Raw genomic sequence first — 13,358 nt, 5'->3', positions numbered from 1 at the left:
CGCGCCGGTTTTTGCTGGCGCGCGGGCTTTTTTGGGTGGGGGTTTAGTCGGGTGGTTTTCGGTTGTCGGCTCGGGCTTTGTGGTCGGTGCCGGTGGCGGTGACATTCCCATAGGGTGAGACGTAGACAATCTGTCCGTCGAGTCTTTCGGTGTGACCCCGGGTGCCGCGGGCGGCCTGCGAGTTGTGGTACTTACACAACCACCCCAGGTTGGATGGTGTGGTCTCGCCGCCGTGTTGGTGTTCGACCATGTGGTGGGCATCGCACTCAGAGGCGGGAGCGTTGCAGCCTTTCCAGGTGCAGGTGGTGGAGTCGGCAAGCATGACTTCTCGGTGCTTCGGGGTGGCAAAACGCGCATGATACGCGTTGACCGGCCCGTCCATCACCCCAATCAGGATGATCGCCCCGATGTCTTCGAGCTGCATGCGCACAAACTCCTCACCAGAGACGATCACCCCATTATCAAAATGCACCTGCACATCGTTGCCTTCGCCGGCAATGATGCGCAGGTAGTCGCCAAGGTCAAGGTTGGCGGTCACCCGCACCAGGTAGTCGGCTTTCGGGCACCCGCCGTTCAGCCAGCCTGTGACGTCGTTCTTCGCGGCATCAAAGACGCCCTGGACGTCGGCGGCGGGCCCGGTCAGCCGCAGGGTGGCAAACCCATCCCCGTGGTGGGTGACCCGTGCTTTCGGGGTGCGCGGTTCCGGTGCCTGCAGCTCTGCTTTGAGTTCTGCGGCCACACGCCGGATGCGCGCCAGGTCGCCGGCGGTGTTGCACAAGCGCTCGATGTAGTGCCAGCGCTTCGTCACATCCTTCAGCGAGCGGGCAGAGCGGGTGATGTAGGCCAGCGTGTCCAACCTATGGCCATGCACACGCGCGCCTTCTTGGGCGCGGGCCTGGTACTTGGTGTGTGAGGTTTTCCCGCACAGCACCGAGGCGGTGTCGCGGAGTTGTTTGGCGCGATCTGATTGGATGCCGTGTGCCTGGATTTGGGCAAGCTCGAGTCCGGCCGCAGCGGCAACGAAGTCGAAACCGCAGCGGTCAACCAAAGCAAGTGCATCCAAATCTGTCATGGCTCCGACGATAAACCACGCTCACCTGCAAAAACAAGCAAATGTGAGAATACACCCACTATTGGTCGGAAACGGAACCAACGAGCCAAAACACGCGTCTAATCATGGTTGGGCGTTTGCAGATTGGCGCTGCACCATCAGCGCGCCGAGAAGGCCGAGTACCAGGAAGGCTGCAGAGAAACCGATGGACCAGGCCGCAGAGTGTGCGAACGCGGTGGAGAGGCTCTCCACGATGGCGTCGCGTGCGCTGCCGAGCGGTGCGACGAGGGGGTCGTTGGGCGCGGCGTCGCGAAGCTGCGCGATGGTGGAGCCGGCGGAGGCTTGGGTGGCGTGCGAGAGGCCGTCGAGAAGCTGCGGGGGCAAGCCCTCGAGCGCCGCGGGGATGGTGCGGGCCATCGCCGCCGCCAGCGCGGAGCCGGCGATCGCGGCGCCGAGGGCGGAGCCGAGCTGGCGGACCGTCGACTGGGTGGCGGAGCCGGCGCCGGAGAGTTCTTCCGGGATGTCGCGCAGCACCGTCGAGGTCAGCTGCGCGGACGCCAGGCCGAGTCCGATGCCGTACAGCACGAGCGCGGCGACCAGCCACCACGTCGCCGCCTGCGCGCCGACCAGCCAGGCCAGCAGCGCCACGCCGACGACCTCGAGGCCCAGGCCCAGTACAACGACGCCGGGCGCGGTCAGCCGCGCGGCGAGGTGGCGGGCGGCGGCCCCGGAGGCGAAGGCGCCGAGTGCCATTGCGGCGAGGACGAGGCCGGTGGTAAGCGTCGATAAGCCGACCGCATTGATGAGGAAGAGCGGGAGGACGAACATCAGGGAGAACTCCCCGATCGCCACGGTCGCGGCGGTGAGGTTGCCCCAGGAGAAGGTGCCGACCTTGAACAGGTGTAGGTCCAGTAGCGCGTCGCGGCCGTTGCGCGCGCGGTGCAGCTCCCAGCGGACAAAGAGCCCGATGAACACGATCCCGGTGCCAAGAGCTACGGGTACCGGCGAGATCGACCACTGCTCCGGCCACGACCAGCTGCCATTTTGGAGGGTCTCCTTCTTGGTCCACCAGCCGAGCGTGGTCGCCTCAATCAGACCGAAGACGATCAGCCCGAAGCCGATTGCTGAGGTGAGCAGGCCGTCGACGTCCACGCCGCGGGCGTCGCGTTTGCCGTAGGTCTGCGGCACCCACGCGAAGATGCCCGCGAGCACGAGCGCGCCCAGCGGGAGGTTCACCCAGAAGATCCAGCGCCAGGAGGCGTATTCCGTGAGCACACCGCCGAGCAGTGGGCCGAGCGCAGCCGTGCCGCTCATCACCGCGCCCCAGACGCCGAAAGCCGCGGCGCGGTCCTTGCCGCTGAACAGCGAGTTGACCGAGGACAGCGTCGCCGGCAGCACCAGCGCGCCGCCGACGCCCTGGACCGTGCGGGCAGCGATGAGGCTGCCTGCGCCATTGGCCGCCGCGGCGAGGAGCGAACCGCCGACGAAGAGGATCACGCCCGCGGCGAAAGTCGTGCGTCGGCCGATGCGGTCACCAAGCCTGCCCGAGCCTAAAAGCAGGGCGGCGAAGATCACGTTGTAGATCGCGTTGACCCACTGCGCGTTGGTCAGGCTGAGATCCAGGGCGGAGATCATCGTTGGCAGCGCCACGCCGACGATCGTCCCGTCCATGACTATCAGCGCCAGCCCGAAGGCAAGGACGGCAAGGGCTTTCCACCGATTCGCGGTTTGAGTATTCAGCGTGCTCACGATCATCCTTTCGACGATTCCGACAGTAGGCCTGGTCAGACACTGTCAACATCGACCGATCGGATGATTTGCGGCTACACCTTACTTCTGATCGGGCTTGGGAAGCAGGAGCTCGTAAATGTCAGAGTCGCGCCACTCCCCGGCCTTCTCGCCGTAGGTCATCTTCGCCATGTGGTGGAAGGTGCCAACCTTTTCAAAACCGCGCGAGATGTGTAGCCCGGCAGAACCCGTGTTCTCCGGGAAGATCCACGAGTGGATGGACCATTTGTCCAGCTCGATGCAGGTGGCGATGAGCTTGTCTAAAAGGGCACCGGAGACGCCCATCCCGCGCGAATCCGGGTGCGTGTAGATCGAGTCCTCGACCACGCCGTGGAAGACACTGCGCGAAGACGCCTTCGCGGCCGCCACCCAGCCGAGGATCTTCTCATCGTTCTCGGCATCCACGGCTACAAAAGCGGTCTCGATGATCTTCCCGCGGGAAAATTCCTCCCACGTCTGACCACGCGTCTCGTAGGTGGCGTTTCCTGTGCTCAGGCCCATTTCATAGATCGCCCTGACCTGCGTGTAGTCCTCTGGGCGCATTGGACGAATGTTGAAACCGTTTTTGGTCATGCGCTCCATTCTCACGTGCAAAAAGCCCTCGCGCAAACTGCGCAGAGGGCTTGTTTTCACCACCCGCTTCGCACCCCGGGTGAGGTGTGCAAACAGGCGTTATGCCTCGTTGATAATCGGCGCGAAAGCACCGTCTTCGCCGCGGGTCCACTCAATGGTGCCGTGCTCGAATTCCTGGATCCAGCCGGACTCAGACGGCAGCGGAGTCTCCGCCTCCTTGGGGAAGCCCAGGGTCGACTCATGGTTACCGTTAATCCACTCGTTGGCGATTTCACCCCAAATCGGTGCGCCACCAGTGTTCTCGTTCCACGTGACGTAGTGCTCGCCGTCGTAGGAGACGATCCAGCCGTTCTCGGTCTCCTCCACCGCTACCGGCTCACCCCAGGCCGGGTCGGCGTACTTGTCCATCGCGGCTGCCAGGGCAGACGGTGCCATCACAGTCTCACCGTCGGCGGTGGCGATCTGCGTGGTGTCGCCGTCTTCGCCCTCAGCGTCAGCAGCCTCGGTGCCCTCAGCGTCTTCAGCATCACTTGCGTCCGCGCCAGCGGTTTCGGTTGCGGTGTCAACCTCGGTCGCCGTCTCCTCGACGACCGAAGTCGTGTCCGTGCTCTCGGCGTCATCGGAAGAGCATGCAACCAAGCCGGTTGCCAGGGACAATGCCGCTGCGGACGCGATAAGCTTGCGCGAGATAGCCATACAAAAACTCTCTTTCATACCTTTTTGTACCGTTTTTCTTACTCCCCCATTATGCAAACACCAGCTATCGACGCCGCCGCTTCACACCCTTACGGGGGTGTTTTCTCGGCTTCCCCTTGCGCACAGCGCTGCTATGCACCTTGGGAGGCTTCTTCTCCGGTTTGGCCGCCTGGGTCGTGCGTGAAGAGCGCACGGAGCGCCCCTTGGTGATGCCGACGAAATCCTGGATCGCATCACAGTCGTCGTTTTTCCGCCACACGAGGGCTACTGGCGTCGGCGCTACCGAAGGGCCGGTCACCTCGAGGGGCACCACCTGTTTTTTCGAGAGGTGGTTCAAAAGCGGCAGCGGGCCATAAGCGATGCCGACGTTCGCGGCCACGACCTGCAGCGCCTCGCGCACCGCAGCAACGTCTGGGCGTTGCGAAAACGCCAGGTTGACGTGTTCGCCTTCCAGGTCACGCTCGGCGACCTTCTCCCCTACTTCGGCGTACACGGAGTCCTTCGGCACCGCGACCCCTGGTGCTTCCTCGTAGAGGCGCACCACGTGAAAGTCATCGCTTCGCTCGTCGAGACGGGGATCGGGGAGGCGGATGAGGGCGACGGGGGGTGGGGACGACGGGGCGTCGATAAGCAAAGCCCAGGGGTCGGGCGAATCGACCGCCTCGATGCGATCCCCGGTGGCCTGCTGGTAGCGGCGGATCCACTTGCCCGGCGCGGCACCGGTGACGAAGGCGAATGAGAGCATGCACAGAATGCTACCGTGTGCAGCATGACTCAGAAGACGCCGTCGAGCACGGCCATGAAGCCGGAAACCGCCGCCAAGAAGCTGGGCGTGTACCTGCCCGCCACTCCGCAGGAGTTTCAGGAAGGGGCGGTCACCCACGCTGAGCTGCGCGAACTTCAGCACAACCCGCCGGAGTGGCTCAAAGAGCTGCGGCTTAACGGCCCGCATCCGCGGCCGGAGGTGGCGCGCAAGCTCGGCATCTCCATTACTGCGCTGAAGAAGCACGAGATGGATCGCCCGCTGACCACCGCAGAGATCAGCGAGCTGCTCAAGAATCAGCCTGATTGGCTGCGCGAAGCCCGCGCCGCGCTCGCCGCGCAGCGCGGTCACGAAGAAGAAGCCTAGAGCATCTTCCAGTCTTCCAGCTCTGGGTAGAGCGGGTACTTCTCCGCCAGCTTGTCGACGCGGGCGTGCAGCGCCTCGACGTCGGCAGCCTCGCCCTTGATCAGGGTCTCGGCGATGATCTCGGCGACCTCGATGAAGTCTTCCTTGCCGAAGCCGCGGGTTGCCAGCGCCGAAGTACCGATGCGCAGGCCGGAGGTGACCTTCGGCGGGCGCGGGTCGAACGGCACGGCGTTGCGGTTGACGGTAATACCCACGCTGTGCAGCAGGTCCTCTGCCTGCTGGCCGTCCATCTCAGAGTTGCGCAGATCCGCGAGCACCAGGTGCACGTCGGTGCCGCCGGAGACGACGTCGACGCCAGCCTCCTTCGCATCCGGCTGGGTCAGGCGCTCGGCAAGGATGCGTGCGCCCTCGATGGTGCGCTCCTGACGGTCCTTGAACTCGGGCATGCCCGCGATCTTGAACGCGGTGGCCTTCGCCGCAATGACGTGCATGAGCGGGCCGCCCTGCTGGCCGGGGAAGACCGCGGAGTTGAGCTTCTTGTGCAGGTCCTCGTCGTTGGTGAGGATGAAACCGGAGCGCGGGCCGCCGATCGTCTTGTGCACGGTGGAAGAGACCACGTGAGCGTGCGGCACCGGGGAGGGGTGCACACCGGCGGCAACCAGGCCAGCGAAGTGGGCCATGTCGACCCACAGGTAGGCACCGACCTCGTCGGCAATGGAGCGGAACTCAGCGAAGTCCTCGTGGCGCGGGTACGCGGACCAGCCGGCGATGATCACCTTCGGCTTGACCTCGCGCGCCTGCTCGCGCAGCTTCGCCATGTCGATGGTGTGGGTATCCTTTTCCACCTCGTAGGCAGCGACGTTGTAGAGGCGGCCGGAGAAGTTGATCTTCATGCCGTGGGTGAGGTGTCCACCGTGCGCCAGGCTCAGGCCGAGGATGGTGTCCCCCGGCTCCGCGAGCGCCATGAGCACTGCCGCGTTCGCCTGCGCGCCGGAGTGCGGCTGCACGTTGGCAAACTTCGCGCCAAAGACCTCCTTGGCGCGCTCGATCGCCAGCTCCTCGACCACGTCGACGTGCTCGCAGCCGCCGTAGTAGCGCTTGCCCGGGTACCCCTCGGCGTACTTGTTGGTCAGCACGGAGCCCTGCGCCTGCAGGACGGCACGCGGCACGAAGTTCTCGGAGGCGATCATCTCCAGAGTGTTGCGCTGCCTGCTCAGCTCGTTGACAATGGCGTCGTGCACCTCTGGATCAAAGGTGGCGAGATCCTGGTAGCGGAAGTCATCAGACACGTGCTCCGGGTCCTTTCACTTGTATTTAAGTAGCAATTCTGCACAGCCGCTTCAAAAACACGGCCGCTGGCTAGCAGTATAAACGGCCGACCCTGCGCGCGGGGCCACCTGTATTCACCTGCTCCCATCGGTGGATGGAAGAATAGCTGGCATGGCTCAAGGCGCACGGGGCTTCGATTCCAGCCCGTATCTGGATTTCCACCGCGATGATTGGCGCAAGCGGCGCGCGAAGATGCCGCAGGTGCTCACCGCAGACGAGGTAGAAAAACTCAGCGGTATCGGCGAGAACCTGGATCTCCAGGAAGTCGCGGACATCTACCTCCCCCTCTCTCGCCTGATCCACCTGCAGGTGCGGGCGCGCCAGAAGCTCACCAACGCCACCGAGACCTTCATCGGCGGCGACCCGGGGCATGTGCCCTTCATTATCGGGCTGGCTGGCTCGGTGGCGGTGGGCAAATCGACCACCGCGCGCGTGCTGCAGGTGCTGCTGCAGAGGTGGGATTCGCACCCGCGGGTAGATCTGATCACCACCGACGGCTTCCTCTACCCCACCGCGGTGCTGGAAGAGCGCAACTTGATGGCAAGGAAAGGGTTCCCGGAGTCCTACGACCGTCGTAACCTCATGCGTTTTGTCACCGAGGTGAAATCGGGCAAGCCCGTGGTCAAGGCTCCGATCTATTCGCACAACGCCTACGACATCTTGCCCGGCGAGTTCATCGAGGTCCGCCAGCCCGACATCCTGATCCTGGAGGGCCTGAACGTGCTTCAGACAGGGCCGACGCTGATGGTGTCGGACCTGTTCGACTTTTCCATCTACGTGGATGCCGCGACCGAGCACATCGAGCACTGGTACATTTCGCGCTTCCTCAAGCTGCGCAACACCGCGTTTACGAAGCCGGGCGCGCACTTTGCCAACTACGCGGGACTTGACGACACCGCCGCCTCGCGCGAAGCCCGCGAGCTGTGGCAGTCGATCAACCTGCCTAACCTGGTGGAAAACATCCTGCCGACGAAGGTGCGGGCCTCGCTGGTGCTGCGCAAGGGCTTCGACCACACCGTGCAGCGGGTGCGCATGCGCAAGATGTAGGCGCTACTTACCAAAGCGGCGCGAGCGCTGCGAGTACTCGCGCAATGCGCGCAAGAAATCGATCTTGCGGAACGCCGGCCAGTAGGTGTCGGTGAACCAGATCTCCGAGTACGCGGCCTGCCACAGCAGAAACCCGGAGAGGCGCTGCTCGCCCGAGGTGCGGATGACCAGATCCGGGTCCGGCTGGCCAGAGGTGTAGAGGTGCTCAGAGATGGAATCCACCGTGACCGCCTCGGCGATTTCGGCGGCGCTGGCCCCCTTGCCCGCCTCGTCCTGGATGAGCTCGCGTACCGCGTCGACAATCTCCTGGCGGCCGCCGTAGCCCACCGCGATGTTGACGGTCAGCCCGGCCTTGCCCGTAGTCGACGCCGCAGAGCGCTGCATGCGCGCCACCACGTCCTCCGGCAACAGGTCAAGGTGACCAACCAGGCGCACTCGGCACGTGTAGTGCTCGGTGGCGAGGCCGTCGATGACGTCCGAGATGATGTCGAAAAGCAGCTCGACCTCTTCGGAAGTGCGCTGGAGGTTCTCCGTGGACAGCAGGTAGAGCGTGACGACGTCCACATCCATCTCGGCACACCAGCGCACGAGCTCACCAATTTTCGCCCCGCCCGCGCGGTGCCCCTGCGAGATGTCGCTCAGCCCGGCCTCGCGGGCCCAGCGGCGGTTGCCGTCGGCCATCACGGCGATGTGCTTCGGCCGCTTCTTGCCGCGCAGCTCGCGCCGCAGGCGGTACTCGTACAGCGGGTACAGGATTTTTTCCAGCACAGTCACGCCCCTCACCTTACCTTTTGGCGCTGCTAGAAGATGCGCTTCTTGCTCCGGTCAAGGACACCAGCTTCCTCCATGGCCTTATCCACCGCCTGCGTATCGAAGGGATCAATGCCGTGCGCTTGCGCGAACTGCTGGCGGCGACGGAAGCGGGAAAAGCGCCGGTGAAAAGCGTATCCGAGCGTGAGGATCGCCGCAGCCAGCACGACGATGATCAATAGCCCCACCGGCGAGGCCTTGCCAAAGTCCGGCCCGACCGGCGTTTCCGCCGGTGCCTGAGCAAGCACAAAACTGGTGGCGTTGGTGGCGGAGGCGGCCAGCGTGGAAAACATCGAGCTCATTGGGTCTTAAGTGTCCTTCACTTCTCTACTTCTCTGCGGTGGGTATCCCCGCGAACAGGTCGCCTTCGGGCAGTGTCGTCTCAACGCGGCTGCGCGCGAGCTCAAACTCCTCAGTTGGCCAAACTTCCTGTTGGTCTTCGACCGGGCTGGCCAGAAACGCACCGGCCGGGTCGATCTGCGTGGCGTGTGCCCTTAGGGCCTCGGCGCGGTTGGAAAAGTACTCGCTGCACTCCACCCGCGTGGTCACTCGGCTCATCACGTCCGCCTTGTTTTGCTCCCACCGGGCAATCATCAGCTCGTAGGGGCTGGGCTTGCCCTGGGCAAAGAGACGCTCCTGGAGCAGCTTCATGCGCTGCAGGATGAAACCGTGGCTGTAGTACATCTTTAGCGGCGTCCACGGCTCCCCCGCTTCGGGCGCGAACTCCGAGTCACCGGACTTCTCCCAGGCGAGCATGGAAATAGCGTGCACCATGAGGTGGTCCGGGTGCGGGTAGCCGCCATTTTCGTCGTAAGTGATGATCACGTGCGGGCGGAACTCGCGTATCGACGCCACGAGCTTCTTCGTCACCTCCACCGGGTCCTGCACCGCAAAGGAACCCTCCGGAAGCGGCGGCCGCGGGTCGCCCTCCGGCAGGCCGGAGTCCTGGTAGCCAAGCCATTCGTGCTCGACGCCAAGCGCAGACACCGCACGCGCCATTTCTTCCTCGCGCACGGCGATGATGTTCTCCAGCACCCCGGGGCGGTCCATCGCCGGGTTCAGAATGTCGCCGCGCCGACCGTCGGTACAGGTCACTACCTTCACGCGGTGCCCTTCGGCGGCGTAGCGCGCCATCGTTGCCGCACCCTTAGACGACTCGTCGTCGGGGTGGGCGTGGATTGCCATTAACCGCAAGCCAGTCACTGAGAAACTCCAACTTTTGTAGGGGGTAGTGCGTTAGCTTCGGCCCATCTTAGTACGATCAGGGTCAAAGTCATCTTTCACTCCCGCAGCAGTTTGTGAGGTCACCGTAGTGTCTAGCTCGAGGTCGCACTCCTCTTCCACTCCCACCCGCCAGCGTTATGGTGCTGACGCGGAGAAGAGCTCGAACCTCCCCGGGCGCATCGTGGCTATTGCCGCTGTGCTGCTCGTCGGGTTCATGATCTTCGCTGTCGCCCGCGTGGTGAGCGACCGCTCCGCGCAGCCGATCAGCGCAGATTTCATCTCCCAGGAGCGCGTCGACGATGCAACCTCTCGCCTGTGGATCGATGTGACCCGCGACGACCCGGAGGTTCCCGCCTATTGCATCGTGATCGCGGTGGACTACGACCACGCTGAGATCGGGCGTCGTGAAGTGGTGCTCCCAGCCGGGGGCGAGGCGATGCAGCGCATCCCGGTAGACATGCCGGTCAGCGGGGACCTCGCCTCGGGCCGCGTCTACGGCTGCTCTGAACAGATCCCGGCCTACATGGATGCGCAGAGTGCCTTCTACGCTGCCAGGTAGCACCTCGCCGGTGTGATAAAATCCCGGCTGTATATTTGTACGAGCAAGAAGAGTGTTCCGTCGGACTGGGCCCGACCTGTATACCAGGCGGGCTCGTTTGACGTATGAGGGAAGGGTAAACCGCATGGCTGATACGCAGAAGCAGTACATCACCCCGGAGATGAAGGCCAAGCTCGAGGCAGAGCTGCAGGCGCTGATTGATAACCGCCCGGTCGTCGCAGCCGAGATTAACGAGCGCCGCGAGGAAGGCGACCTGAAGGAGAACGCGGGCTACGACGCGGCGCGTGAGCAGCAGGACCAGGAAGAGGCCCGCATCAAGCAGATCTCTGAGCTGCTGGCCAACTCCACCACCGAGCGCACCGGTGTGGTCGAGGGCGTCGCGCACGTGGGTTCTGTCGTGCACGTCTACTACGACGGTGACGAGAACGATAAGGAGACTTTCCTGATCGGTACCCGCGCGGCCTCCACCGACAACAAGGACTTGGAGACCTACTCCGAGAACTCCCCGCTGGGTGCCGCCGTGGTTGGTGCCTCCGAGGGCGAAACCCGCACCTACACTGCCCCGAACGGCCGCGAGATTTCGGTGACGATTCTCACCGCGGAGCCGTATGATTCTGTTAAGGCGTCCACGCCGCGCGCTTAACACGCTAGATTCTAAAGTTCAATCTCAAGAAGGACTGATCCTGTGATTTCCGTTTCCCGCACCGCTGCGGCCGGCCTTGTCGCCGTGGCAGCTGTTTCCCTCGCCGCCTGCCACCCGCCGCACGAGGTCGATTCCGAGCAGAAGATCGACACCGCTACCAGCCAGAAGGCTGAGTCGCTGGCGTCCTACGGCGCTACCACCTCCGCCTCCAACGCTACGGCCACCTCCACGGCGATGGCGGATGAGACGCCGACGATTGCCAACTGCGGCGCTGTCGAGCTCGAGCGCCCGACCGAGATGACGCTGGATTGCCAGGGCCAGGACGACTTCCTGCGCAACATCACCTGGGATTCCTGGGAGGCTGACATGGCCACCGGCACCGGTACCCGCGTCACCGAGAACCCGGATGCGCAGCAGCCGGAGGTTGCCATCTCGCTGAGCAACCCGCAGGTGGTCAACGGCGTGCTGGCCTACACCGACATCACGGTGGACGGCACCGCGATCTACCCCGAAGGCAACTAGACCACAGCACAAAAAGCCCGGCCCCGCAAAAGTTTGCGGGGCCGGGCTTTTGTTATGCGCGCCTAGCGGTCTTGGAAGAGGTAGAGCAGGCGCAGGATCTCGGTGTAGAGCCACACCAGGGTCACGGCGAGGCCGAGTGCCACGCCCCACGCAGCCTTCTCAGGCGCGCCGGTGCGCACCAGCTTGTCAGCCACGTCGAAGTCCTGCAGGAAGGACAGGGCGGCCAGCACGACGCAGACCAGGCCGAAGATGATGGCGAGCGTGCCGCCGCCGCGCAGCGGGTTGATCCCGGTGAAGATGGCGAGCAGGAAGTTACCCAGCGCCATGATGGCCACGCCGAAGATCAGGCCAGTGATGATGCGGTTGAAGCGCGGCGTCACGCGAATGGCACCGGTGCGGTAGACCACGAGCATGCCGATAAAGACGCCAATGGTGCCGACGATCGCTTGAAAGACGATCATGCTGCCGTTCGAGTCACCGACCTGCATGCCTGCGAACAGGAAGGAGAAACCGCCGACGAACACGCCCTCGAAGACGGCGTAGAGCAGCGTGAGGGTCTTCGAGCCGAAGTTCTTCGAGAACGCGTGCACGAGCACGGTAATGAAGGCGGCGATGGCACCGCCGAAGGTCAGCATCATGCCGAGACCAGGATTCGACAGGCTCAACATGAAATTCGCGACCGCGAAGACGACGATGACGGCAAGGGTGATGCCCGTCTTGCTCACCACATCATCGATGGTCATCGGGCGGTCGGCAGCCCGCGAATCGGGGGCACCAGGCGCGTAGCCCAGCGGCTCTGGCTGCGGCAGGTTCTTCAGTACTGGGTTGTTACTTCGCACTGAGTTCAGTCCTTTCCTTTTGGGAAGATTTTCACGCGTTGCTTTATGCGCAAGTTCACTGTGTATAACGCGTCACGCTTACAGATAGTTCCCGTTTGCGCCCGAGGTGCTTATGGTTGAGCTATGCAGCTGCCCAGTTGGGGCGCGCCAGAGCTGTTTGCCCGCGCCCATCCTCAAAGGTTTCGCCCCGCGTTGGTGGGCGATTGTTTGCGCGAACGCCTCATTTCGTGCACCGGCGACCCGGATCCTTTTGCCACGTCCTACCGCGGCGTGGACATCCTCGCCTTCCGGGTCGATGCGCCACTGCCCCATTGGCTGTATTCCACCTTTGGGCTCGCGCCGGTGCGTTCCTCGCAGCCTCTGGCCGGTACTCATACGGAGCTGACGTTCCGGGTGCCGGTCGGCACAGACCCGCTGCCCCCGGTGTGGCCCGCCGCGTTACTCGCGCACTTGGTGCGCCACATCCGAAACCGCGGGTTAAGCATCGAACCGGGCCACTACATGGACTTGCGCCACCCAGTGCGCCCCGACGCCCGCCTGACCGGGCTGAGCTTCGTCACCGACCCGATCCTCGGGCTGGTTGACGGCCCTCTGGCGCTCGCCCAGTTCACCTACGCGGTCGGGCTCACCACAGCTGACCTTGAGGCGGCGCTCGCGTGGGATCCGCTGAAGCTCACGGGCGTGCTTGGCGACGTCTTCCCGCTCGGACTCAGCGACCCCGACCGCGCGGATCTCGCCGCAGATCCCCAGGCTGCGGCCCGGATCGCAGCAGCGACCGCAGCCGAGGGCTCGAGCATTGGCGCGGCGGGCGTACGCCTGCTCGACGCGGAGCCGGGTGGGCGCGTCGACGTCGACATCGCCGGCGCGCGGGCAATCCTGCGCGCGATGCGCCACCGTCTCCCCTTCGACCGCAGCTTCGCACTCGTCGAGGACACCGGCAACGCATGGCTGCTGTTCGAGCCCGACACAACTGCGGAACTACTGCCACAGGACCAGGGGTTGCTTATTCACACTCCAGCGAACCTGCGCAACGAAATCCTGGCCACCCTGGACGCGAAGCCGGGCAAGTACAGCTTCGTCAGCGCACCCCTGACGCTGCACGTTGTGGACACCAGCACTTAAGGCCCGGAAGTTTTACAGTGGGGAAA

At 64.1% G+C, this 13,358-nt stretch carries 16 protein-coding genes; 6 read left to right on the top strand and 10 right to left on the bottom strand.

What is annotated here, in order from left to right:
* Positions 1-43: 43 nt before the first annotated feature.
* The 5 genes from CIMIT_RS03930 to CIMIT_RS03910 all read right to left on the bottom strand — a co-directional run bounded on the left by CIMIT_RS03930 (position 44) and on the right by CIMIT_RS03910 (position 4,853).
* The gene (locus CIMIT_RS03930) at positions 44-1,072 is read right to left on the bottom strand and encodes an HNH endonuclease signature motif containing protein (protein ID WP_038589472.1); all 1,029 of its coding nucleotides are present in this window, start codon (positions 1,070-1,072) and stop codon (positions 44-46) included.
* Positions 1,073-1,174: 102 nt separating this feature from the next.
* Complete coding sequence (locus tag CIMIT_RS03925; protein WP_038589469.1) at positions 1,175-2,800, bottom strand: MFS transporter; 1,626 nt, start codon at positions 2,798-2,800, stop codon at positions 1,175-1,177.
* Between the two features lie 81 nt (positions 2,801-2,881).
* A complete protein-coding gene (locus CIMIT_RS03920) occupies positions 2,882-3,412 on the bottom strand; it encodes a GNAT family N-acetyltransferase (RefSeq protein ID WP_038589466.1) in 531 nt (176 codons plus the stop codon).
* 99 nt (positions 3,413-3,511) lie between these two features.
* Complete coding sequence (locus tag CIMIT_RS03915; protein ID WP_038589463.1) at positions 3,512-4,108, bottom strand: LGFP repeat-containing protein; 597 nt, start codon at positions 4,106-4,108, stop codon at positions 3,512-3,514.
* Between the two features lie 64 nt (positions 4,109-4,172).
* A complete protein-coding gene (locus CIMIT_RS03910; protein ID WP_038589460.1) occupies positions 4,173-4,853 on the bottom strand; it encodes a type 2 periplasmic-binding domain-containing protein in 681 nt (226 codons plus the stop codon).
* A 24-nt stretch (positions 4,854-4,877) separates the two neighbouring features.
* Between CIMIT_RS03910 and CIMIT_RS03905 the strand changes: the two genes are divergently transcribed.
* Positions 4,878-5,237 (top strand): DUF5997 family protein, encoded by a 360-nt coding sequence (locus CIMIT_RS03905; protein ID WP_038589457.1) that lies wholly within the window; start codon positions 4,878-4,880, stop codon positions 5,235-5,237.
* Here the strand turns inward: CIMIT_RS03905 and glyA are convergent.
* The gene (gene glyA / locus CIMIT_RS03900) at positions 5,234-6,526 is read right to left on the bottom strand and encodes a serine hydroxymethyltransferase (RefSeq protein ID WP_038589455.1); all 1,293 of its coding nucleotides are present in this window, start codon (positions 6,524-6,526) and stop codon (positions 5,234-5,236) included. The genes CIMIT_RS03905 and glyA overlap by 4 nt on opposite strands.
* 151 nt (positions 6,527-6,677) lie before the next feature.
* Between glyA and coaA the strand changes: the two genes are divergently transcribed.
* On the top strand, positions 6,678-7,613 hold the full coding sequence (gene coaA, locus CIMIT_RS03895; RefSeq protein WP_038589452.1) for a type I pantothenate kinase: 936 nt from the start codon (positions 6,678-6,680) through the stop codon (positions 7,611-7,613).
* A 3-nt stretch (positions 7,614-7,616) separates the two neighbouring features.
* Here the strand turns inward: coaA and CIMIT_RS03890 are convergent, their stop codons facing one another.
* Genes CIMIT_RS03890 through mca form a run of 3 tightly spaced genes read right to left on the bottom strand, consistent with a single transcriptional unit; the run spans position 7,617 to position 9,626 of the window.
* Entirely contained in the window at positions 7,617-8,387 is a 771-nt protein-coding gene (locus tag CIMIT_RS03890) for an isoprenyl transferase (protein ID WP_038589441.1), read from the bottom strand.
* A gap of 26 nt (positions 8,388-8,413) precedes the next feature.
* Positions 8,414-8,725: a hypothetical protein gene (locus tag CIMIT_RS03885; RefSeq protein ID WP_051904776.1), complete on the bottom strand. Its 312-nt coding sequence runs from the start codon at positions 8,723-8,725 to the stop codon at positions 8,414-8,416.
* 25 nt (positions 8,726-8,750) lie between these two features.
* Positions 8,751-9,626, bottom strand: a complete 876-nt coding sequence (gene mca, locus CIMIT_RS03880; RefSeq protein ID WP_038589438.1) for a mycothiol conjugate amidase Mca — start codon at positions 9,624-9,626, stop codon at positions 8,751-8,753.
* Positions 9,627-9,735: 109 nt separating this feature from the next.
* Between mca and CIMIT_RS03875 the strand changes: the two genes are divergently transcribed.
* The 3 genes from CIMIT_RS03875 to CIMIT_RS03865 all read left to right on the top strand — a co-directional run bounded on the left by CIMIT_RS03875 (position 9,736) and on the right by CIMIT_RS03865 (position 11,371).
* Positions 9,736-10,206, top strand: coding sequence for a DUF4307 domain-containing protein (locus CIMIT_RS03875; protein ID WP_038589435.1), 471 nt, complete (start codon positions 9,736-9,738; stop codon positions 10,204-10,206).
* Between the two features lie 124 nt (positions 10,207-10,330).
* Positions 10,331-10,849: a transcription elongation factor GreA gene (gene greA / locus CIMIT_RS03870; RefSeq protein ID WP_038589431.1), complete on the top strand. Its 519-nt coding sequence runs from the start codon at positions 10,331-10,333 to the stop codon at positions 10,847-10,849.
* Positions 10,850-10,891: 42 nt separating this feature from the next.
* Positions 10,892-11,371 carry a hypothetical protein gene (locus tag CIMIT_RS03865; protein ID WP_038589427.1) on the top strand — a complete coding sequence of 160 codons (480 nt, stop codon included), beginning with the start codon at positions 10,892-10,894 and terminating at the stop codon, positions 11,369-11,371.
* Positions 11,372-11,433: 62 nt separating this feature from the next.
* On the opposite strand, the gene CIMIT_RS03860 is transcribed toward CIMIT_RS03865, so the two are convergent.
* Positions 11,434-12,210: a Bax inhibitor-1/YccA family protein gene (locus tag CIMIT_RS03860; protein ID WP_038589423.1), complete on the bottom strand. Its 777-nt coding sequence runs from the start codon at positions 12,208-12,210 to the stop codon at positions 11,434-11,436.
* Between the two features lie 207 nt (positions 12,211-12,417).
* On the opposite strand from CIMIT_RS03860, the gene CIMIT_RS03855 reads away from it, so the two are divergent.
* Entirely contained in the window at positions 12,418-13,332 is a 915-nt protein-coding gene (locus CIMIT_RS03855) for a suppressor of fused domain protein (RefSeq protein WP_051904775.1), read from the top strand.
* Positions 13,333-13,358 lie beyond the last annotated feature (26 nt).

The organism is Corynebacterium imitans (assembly GCF_000739455.1).
GTDB lineage: Bacteria > Actinomycetota > Actinomycetes > Mycobacteriales > Mycobacteriaceae > Corynebacterium > Corynebacterium imitans.
This window is presented reverse-complemented; position numbering and strand designations above follow the sequence as displayed.